General features: G+C 70.9%; 12 protein-coding genes. 8 read left to right on the top strand and 4 right to left on the bottom strand.

Annotation, left to right across the window (positions count from 1 at the left end; translation table 11 throughout):
- On the bottom strand, positions 1-276 hold a 276-nt coding region (locus ACZ34W_RS21225; RefSeq protein ID WP_465606164.1), incomplete at its 3' end, for a hypothetical protein.
- Positions 273-527 (bottom strand): hypothetical protein, encoded by a 255-nt coding sequence (locus ACZ34W_RS21220; protein ID WP_329491179.1) that lies wholly within the window; start codon positions 525-527, stop codon positions 273-275. The genes ACZ34W_RS21220 and ACZ34W_RS21225, both read right to left, overlap by 4 nt.
- Before the next feature lie 126 nt (positions 528-653).
- Between ACZ34W_RS21220 and ACZ34W_RS21215 the strand changes: the two genes are divergently transcribed.
- The 6 genes from ACZ34W_RS21215 to ACZ34W_RS21190 all read left to right on the top strand — a co-directional run bounded on the left by ACZ34W_RS21215 (position 654) and on the right by ACZ34W_RS21190 (position 3,833).
- The gene (locus ACZ34W_RS21215) at positions 654-1,481 is read left to right on the top strand and encodes a helix-turn-helix domain-containing protein (RefSeq protein ID WP_465606162.1); all 828 of its coding nucleotides are present in this window, start codon (positions 654-656) and stop codon (positions 1,479-1,481) included.
- Positions 1,478-1,687, top strand: a complete 210-nt coding sequence (locus tag ACZ34W_RS21210; RefSeq protein WP_465606160.1) for a DUF397 domain-containing protein — start codon at positions 1,478-1,480, stop codon at positions 1,685-1,687. Before ACZ34W_RS21215 ends, ACZ34W_RS21210 begins: the two co-directional genes overlap by 4 nt.
- 81 nt (positions 1,688-1,768) lie before the next feature.
- On the top strand, positions 1,769-2,047 hold the full coding sequence (locus ACZ34W_RS21205) for a DUF397 domain-containing protein (protein ID WP_465606183.1): 279 nt from the start codon (positions 1,769-1,771) through the stop codon (positions 2,045-2,047).
- Positions 2,044-2,250, top strand: a complete 207-nt coding sequence (locus tag ACZ34W_RS21200) for a DUF397 domain-containing protein (protein WP_465606158.1) — start codon at positions 2,044-2,046, stop codon at positions 2,248-2,250. The genes ACZ34W_RS21205 and ACZ34W_RS21200 overlap by 4 nt, the downstream gene beginning before the upstream one ends.
- An 81-nt stretch (positions 2,251-2,331) precedes the next feature.
- A complete protein-coding gene (locus ACZ34W_RS21195; RefSeq protein ID WP_329485833.1) occupies positions 2,332-2,772 on the top strand; it encodes an ester cyclase in 441 nt (146 codons plus the stop codon).
- A 23-nt stretch (positions 2,773-2,795) separates the two neighbouring features.
- Positions 2,796-3,833 carry a helix-turn-helix transcriptional regulator gene (locus ACZ34W_RS21190; RefSeq protein WP_465606156.1) on the top strand — a complete coding sequence of 346 codons (1,038 nt, stop codon included), beginning with the start codon at positions 2,796-2,798 and terminating at the stop codon, positions 3,831-3,833.
- Here ACZ34W_RS21190 and ACZ34W_RS21185 read toward each other — a convergent pair.
- Positions 3,830-4,744: a LysR family transcriptional regulator gene (locus ACZ34W_RS21185; protein WP_329485831.1), complete on the bottom strand. Its 915-nt coding sequence runs from the start codon at positions 4,742-4,744 to the stop codon at positions 3,830-3,832. The genes ACZ34W_RS21190 and ACZ34W_RS21185 overlap by 4 nt on opposite strands.
- Before the next feature lie 143 nt (positions 4,745-4,887).
- Here ACZ34W_RS21185 and ACZ34W_RS21180 point away from each other — a divergent pair, with 143 nt between their 5' ends.
- Both ACZ34W_RS21180 and ACZ34W_RS21175 read left to right on the top strand, forming a co-directional pair.
- A complete protein-coding gene (locus ACZ34W_RS21180; RefSeq protein WP_329485830.1) occupies positions 4,888-5,421 on the top strand; it encodes a cupin domain-containing protein in 534 nt (177 codons plus the stop codon).
- A 77-nt stretch (positions 5,422-5,498) separates the two neighbouring features.
- Positions 5,499-5,855, top strand: coding sequence for an MmcQ/YjbR family DNA-binding protein (locus ACZ34W_RS21175; protein WP_465606153.1), 357 nt, complete (start codon positions 5,499-5,501; stop codon positions 5,853-5,855).
- A gap of 26 nt (positions 5,856-5,881) precedes the next feature.
- On the opposite strand, the gene ACZ34W_RS21170 is transcribed toward ACZ34W_RS21175, so the two are convergent.
- Positions 5,882-6,724, bottom strand: coding sequence for a DUF4389 domain-containing protein (locus ACZ34W_RS21170; protein ID WP_465606151.1), 843 nt, complete (start codon positions 6,722-6,724; stop codon positions 5,882-5,884).
- Between the last annotated feature and the right edge of the window lie 299 nt (positions 6,725-7,023).

Below are 7,023 nucleotides of genomic sequence, written 5' to 3'. Positions count from 1 at the left end.
GAGGGTCTGGTGGCCGAGGCGTCGGCGGGGCGGGTTGGTGAGGATGTCGGGCAGGGGGTAGAGCACGGCTTGCTCCTGGGGTGGAGGGGGTTGGAGTCGCCAGGTGTAGGCGGTGGGGAGTCCGGCGACGACGCCGGTGGTGAGGATGAGGCCGAAGACGAGGAGTCGGGGTGTGAGCGGCCCGTCGCGGATCGGCCGGCAGGCGAGGGCGGCAGCTCCGGCGCTGAGCGCGGGGATCGTGAGGGTGACCGCGAGGAGCCTGGACGCCGGGCTCACGCCGCGCTGTTCGCGCGGGGCGGGCTCGGGTGCTGGACGGGGATGTGGCGGGGCTGGTCGAGCCGCTGGAGGTCCTCGGGCCGGGTGGTCCACTCGCAGCCGCCGGCTTCGGGCCGCAGGTAGGCGGTGCCGCCGAGGGTGTCCATGTAGACGCCTTCGGCGGGCTGCCCGTCGGGGGAGCGGTGAGCCCGGTCGCGGACGACTTCGCCGATCCGGGGCTGGTACGCGGGCGTGCGGGGGCGGCTGGGCATGCGGGCTCCATTGGTTGCTGTGAGTCCCCGAGTTGTTGCGGGGTGTAGCCATGGTGGCCCGAGTGGCTCTACGATTGCCAGGGTCTAACCCTTGACTCTTCCGTCCGGTTAGAGGTGGCAATGCCCATGCAGCACGGTGATTCTGACCCGACCTTGTCTCCACTCGCCCGCTTCGGCGCAGAACTTCGCAGGTCAAGGCGGGCCATGCGATGGTCGCAGACCGAATTGGGACGGCGGATGGGCTTCTCGAACGCCATGGTCTCGTACGTCGAACGAGCGAAGAAGCCCGTAACCCATAACTTTGCGGTTAGGGCTGACGATGTGTTCGAGACCGGAGGTACCTTCTATGAGCTGTGGAGGCGCTACTCGCGAGCCAGCTTGCTTGAGGGATTCGCCGAGTTCGCGGAAGCCGAAGCCAGATGTCGGCGCCTGCGTACCTTCGAGTTGGGCGTGATCCCTGGGCTGCTCCAAACACCCGTCTATGCCACAGCACTTGAAGCCGCAAGTGTCCGTCGTGGCAGCATCAGCCAGGAGCAGGCCGACGAACGTGTGGCGTTCCTGGTTCAGCGTCAACGCTTGCTTGACCAGCAGGCGCCGCCGACCATCCATGCCGTGCTCGATCAGAGCTGCCTTCTGCGGCCGGTCGGCGGACGTACGGTCATGTGCGCCCAACTCGATCACCTTGAGACGCTGGCCGGTCGACCGAACATCACCATTCAGGTCGCGCCCTTCGGCCTTGCGGAGCAGCGTCCCTTCATGCTGCCCGTGGTATTGCTTACACTGCCGGATCGATCAGTGGTCGGCTATGCAGAGTCCCAACTTCGGGGGTACCTGGAGCGGGGCCGCACGACTATCGCAGCTTGGGAAGAGGACTACGATCAGTTGCAAGTGGAGTCGCTGTCCACAGCTGCTTCGCTCGACATGATCCGCGCTGTTCGGAAGGACCTTGAATGACGCCCATCAACCTGACCGGCGCCCGATGGGTGAAGTCGCGACACAGTGGTAACGGTGGCAACTGTGTCGAGATCTCGCCTGACTACCCCGGCTTGGCCCCCGTCCGTGACTCCAAGGATCCCGAGGGCCCTGCACTTGTGTTCCCCGCCGATGCCTGGCAGTCGTTCATTGCTGGCGTTCGGACGGGTGAGTTCGGCGCTGTCTGAGACTGACCTGTGCGTGAGGGCCCCGACCGTATCCCGGTCGGGGCCCGTTCCGTGGGGTGTCTGTAGCCCGTCGAGGTGGGTATGTTGAGCGTGTCCGATGGACGAAGGGACGCGAGAGTCATGGCTGTTGATCTCACCGGCGTCAGGTGGCGCAAGAGCACCTACAGCAACAACGGGGGTGAGTGCCTGGAAGTCTCGGCGGACTTCCCCGGGTCTGTTCCGGTGCGTGACTCCAAGGATCCCGAGGGCCCCGCGCTCGTCTTCCTCGCCGATTCCTCGCCGATGCCTGGCTGTCCTTCGTCTCCGCCGTTCGAGCCGGTGACTTCGGTGCGGTCTGACGGAAGGGAGTTGGCCCCATGACCTCTGCCCTGTCCGGTGCTTCCTGGGTGAAGTCGTCCTACTCCGACAATGGTGGTCAGTGTTTGGAGGTCTCCACGAGCCTCCCCGGCACCGTCCCTGTCCGGGACTCCAAGGACCCCGACGGCCCCGCGCTCCTCTTCGCCGCCGATGCCTGGCACTCGTTCGTCGCCGGTGTCCGGTCCGGCGAGTTCGGTAGCGTCTGAGCCCGGCCCGCATCCCGGTCGGGGGCGAAACCCCAGGTTCTTGGGGTACCGGGGGCCCGGGCGGCGTCCAAGACTGTGGCTATGGACACCATCGAGCAGACCCGAACCACAGACAACCGGGAGATCGTGCGTGCCTTCATCGACGCACTGTTCACCCAGGGCGACCTCGCGGCGGTCGACGAGTACCTCGCCGAGGACTTCCTCAACCACGACCCGCCGGTCGGCACCGACACCAGCCGTGAGGGCATGCGCGCGGCCGCCGTGCTGTTCCGCGGCGCGTTCCCCGACTGGCACGCCATGCCCGACTTCCTCGTCGCCGAGGGTGACATGGTCGTGGAGCACTTCAGCGCCAGTGGCACCCAGCGTGGCGAGATCTTCGGCGCGCCGCCCACCGGCCGTACCGTCACGCTGCGGGGGATCAACATCTTCCGGCTCCGGGAGGGCCGCATCGTCGAGCGCTGGGGCCGGCTCGACGAGCTGGGGCTGCTGCGCCAGCTCGGGCTCGTCCCGGGCCCGGGGTAGTCGGGCGGCGTACGCTGATGTACGTGGCGGCAGGCGCGGTCGTGGAACGCCGGCTCGCCGACATCGAGCGACGGTGCCGCAGCGGGCTGGACACCGCCGCGCTGGGCACGGAGATCGTCGGCCGTCTGCGCCGGGTGGTGCCGGCGGAGGCGGCCTTCTCCGCGACCGTCGATCCGGTGACGCTGCTGTTCACCTCGGCGACCGCCGAGGACCCGCTCGGCCCCGCGACGGCGCTGTTCCTCGACAACGAGTTCGGGCAGGCGGACGTCAACAAGTTCGCGGGCCTCGCCGGGGCGGCGGATCCGGTCGGGTCGCTGGACCGGGCCACCGAGGGCAGCCGGACGGACAGCGCCCGCTACCGGGAGATCATGGCCCCGCTGGGGCTCGGCGACGAACTGCGCGCCGCTCTGGTCACCGGGCACCGCTGCTGGGGAGTGCTCTGCCTGCACCGGGAGGCATCCTCCCCGGGCTTCACCGATGAGGAGATCGCCCTGGTCCGACGCGTCGCTCCGGTTCTGGCGGCCGGTCTGCGCACGGCGGTGACCGCGCTACCACCTCCGAACGCCACCACCGGCCCGGACGGGGTGGGCCTCATCCTGCTCGACTCCGCGTTCAGGACGGTGTCCATGAGCCCCGAGGCCGAGCAGTGGCTGACCGACTTCCCCGACGGCGACCGGCAGGACGCGGGTCTGCTCCCGGTCAGCGTGCTCGCGGCCGCCGCCGGGCCGGTGCCCTCGACCGTCCGCGTCCGAGGGCGCTCCGGCCGGTGGCTCGCCCTGCACACCAGTCGCCTGGGCGCGCAGATCGGCGTGGTGGTGGAACCGGCCCGACCGGCGGAACTCGGCGCGGTCCTGCTCAGCGCCCACGGACTCACCGACGCCCAGACCCGGGTCGCCGCCCTGGTCATCCGGGGGCGGTCCACCCGCCAGCTGGTCGACGAACTCCACATCTCCGCCAACACCGTGCAGGAGCACCTGACCGCCGTCTTCGACAAGTTCGGTGTGCGCAGTCGCCGCGAGCTGGTGGCCGTGGTGCTGGCGGACCTGTCCGGGTTCGCCTAACGGCCGGTCCCCGTGGCGGGTGACGGCTTCGTCGGGGCCGAACTGCGGTGGACCGCCTCAAGGAGCCGGCGCAGTGCCGGGGGAGGCGGGCCGCTGCGCACCGCGAGTGACGTGGTGACGGTGAGGCCCGCGAGTGGGCGGTAGGCGATCCGGGGGACCGGGGGCAGGTCGGACACCCGGTAGAGGACCGTCCACGAGGGCGCGTCGTCGGCGATCTCGGTGAGCGTCTCGCGCAGCGTGGTGAACGGCGGCCCGGTGACCGGTGTGCCGAGGTCGGCCGCCTGCCAGGCGGCGGTGATCAGGTCGTGGAAGGGCGGGTTCCGCGCGCGGGGGGCCAGGCGCAGCGGCAGGTCGCGCAGGTCGGCCGGGCGGAGCGGATCGAGTGCGGCCGCCGGGTGGCCGGCCGGCAGGGCGGCGTACAGCGGGTCGCTCCAGAGCGGGAGCAGCTCCAGCCCGGGGACGGCGGCCGGGCCGCGTACGAAGGCGGCGTCCAGCGTGCCCGAGCGGACTTGGGCGAGCCGTTCCGGCGGGGCGGCCCGGGTGAGCCGGACGCGTAGCTGCGGCGCGAGGTCCGACAGCGCGGACAGGACGTCGTAGAGCCGGTCGCCGGGCCCGTGGACGGCGCCGAGCCGGAGTACGCCCTCGGCCCCGGCGGCGATCTCGGCCGCCACCCGGCGGGTGCGGTCGGCCGCCGCGAGGACGGCGCGGGCCTCCGGCAGCAGGCGCTCACCGGCGGCGGTCGGCCGGACGCGCCGGGTCGAACGGTCGAAGAGGATCACCCCCAGCTCGCGCTCCAGCCGCATGACCTGCTGGCTGACGGCCGACTGCACGATGCCCAGCCGATCGGCGGCGCGCCCGAACCCGCCCTCGTCGGCCACCGCCACCGCGTAGGCCAGTTGCCGGAGTTCCATGCTCCCCGTCCGTCGTCGTCTTCCGCCGCGTCCCCGACCGATCGCGATCACTGATCGGTGTCATCGCCAACTGCTCCTGGTTCGCCCGCTATTCCCGCGTTCGAATGGATCCGATCAGTCGCTTACCCACGAAGGACGTACCGATGCCGACCCCGTACCCCACCACCCCCGAAGCGATCCGCGAGCCGCTGCTCGTCCGGGCGGCCGACGCCGAGCGCGTCGCCCTGTCCGCGGGCAGCGCCTTCCACCTGCTGGCCGACGGCGGCGGCAGTGGTGCCGACGCGCCGGGCGGCGGAGCGTTCGGCGTCAACCGCCTCGTCCTGGCGGAGGGGGCGGACGGCGCCCGGCCGCACTACCACGCGCGGTCCGCCGAGCTGTTCTACGTGCTCGGCGGCGTCGCGGAGTTCCTGCTGGGTGACCGGTCCAGGGTCGCCGCCGTGGGCGACCTGGTGGTCGTCCCGCCCGGGCTGCCGCACGCGTTCGGCGCGGCGCCCGGTCGGACGGTCGCCCTGCTCGTGGTGATGTCACCCGCGGTGGAGCGCTTCGGGTACTTCCGCCATCTCGGCCGGGTCGCCGCCGGGCTGGACACCTTCGACCGGCTCCTCCCCGAACAGGACCGCTACGACGTGCACTTCACGGATCCCGCGCTCTGGCAGCAGGCCCGGTCCCGCGCCTGAACCGGACACCTGGGCCGGCGTGTGGTCTCGGCGGTGTGGTCCCGGCCGCTGTCAGTGCGGCGTGAGAGGCTCGCCGCATGGCGATCACGGTCGAAGAGGTGCGCACCCTGGCCCGGTCCCTGCCGCGTACCGAGGAGGGGCTGGTCAGGGACCGGGTCAAGTTCCGGGTCCGGGGGATCGTCTACCTGGCGTTCTCGCGGGACGAGACGGTCATGGGCTTCGCCTTCCCCAAGGAGGAGCGGGCGGCCCTGGTCGCGGCCGAGCCGCAGAAGTTCCTGATGCCGGAGCCGGCGGACGAGCGGTTCAACTGGGTGCAGGTCCGCACGGACGCCGTCGACGCGGCCGAGATGCGTGAACTGGTCGTCGAGGCCTGGCGGATGGTCGTCCCGAAGAAGGTCGTGGCCGAGTACCTGGGGGAGAGCGGCGCGTCGTAGCGCTCAGGCCCGCGGCGTGGGCCGGGTCAGGGAAGGAGTCGGGCGTGGTGGACGGCGGGGGAGCCGGGTCCGGGTGCGAGTGGGCCCGGCACCGGGGGGCCGGTGACGCTCTTGGTGTCGTCGTCGCCGTCCGTGAACGTCGACGTGATCGAGCCCGCGGCCGAGGAGAGCACGCCGATCACGAGGAACGCCACCAGCAGGCCGCGCCCGCCGCTGCTCAGCACCAGGGGGTGGGTCCCCGACACCGGCCCGCTCGGCGCGGTGGTCGGCTCGTCGCCGAACAGCCGCTTCGGATAGGCGGAGGTGAGCATCAGCAGATACGCCAGGTACCGCATCCGGTAGCGCAGGATCGCCGCGGTGGCCTCGAACAGGGCCTGCGGCATCCGGCCGAGGATCAGGACCACCAGCCAGCTGATGAAGGCGACCGTCCACCAGCCGCTGTACAGCACGGCCTGGATGATCATCGCGGGGATGGCCAGGATGATCCGGAAGAACACGGCGAGCCGGTTGAGCTCACCGGGCCGCAGTTCGACCTGTACCGGGTAGCCCGGGGTCCGGAACGCGAAGGGCGGGTAGCGGTCGTGGGTGAGCAGCAGGTACGCGTTCACCCGGGTCTCGTAGGGGACGTACCCCGACAGGTAGTCGGCGGCGAAGCCCGGTAGTCGGCCGAGGAACAGCGCACCGAACCAGCCGATCACGGTGACGAAGAACGCCACCACCGACAGCGCCCAGACCACGATGAACTGCGGGATCAGCAACAGGATCCGCACCAGCACGGTGAGCCGGTTCTGCGGGCCCGGCGGGGACATGTCCAGCACCGGCAGCCACTCGCTGTCCGAGGGAGCGGGCGCGGGGGGAGCCTGCCACATCCGGGCCTCCAGGTCTCGACACCAGGCACGGCGGTACACCGCCGTGTGCTCCGAAGATCGCAGCCGCCCGGCGCCTTCGCGCGCTGCGCTGGGCCGCCCGGGCGACACCGCCGTGCGGCGCGGAACGCTGTCGCCCGGGCCGGCCCGCGCCCTCGGGTGCCCCGCTGGAAGCGGCTGATTCGTACACTTCTGATGGTTTGGATGATCGAAATCGCGCTTTGAATGGTCTCGTGTCGATCAGGGTCGATCAGTTTCCGGCATCGAGCCTCTCGCCCCGGTGTCGGGAGGAATGATCGCAA

The organism is Kitasatospora sp. NPDC022856 (assembly GCF_055561235.1).
The sequence above is the reverse complement of the archived record's forward strand: the minus strand, read 5'-3'. Positions and strand labels throughout refer to the sequence as shown.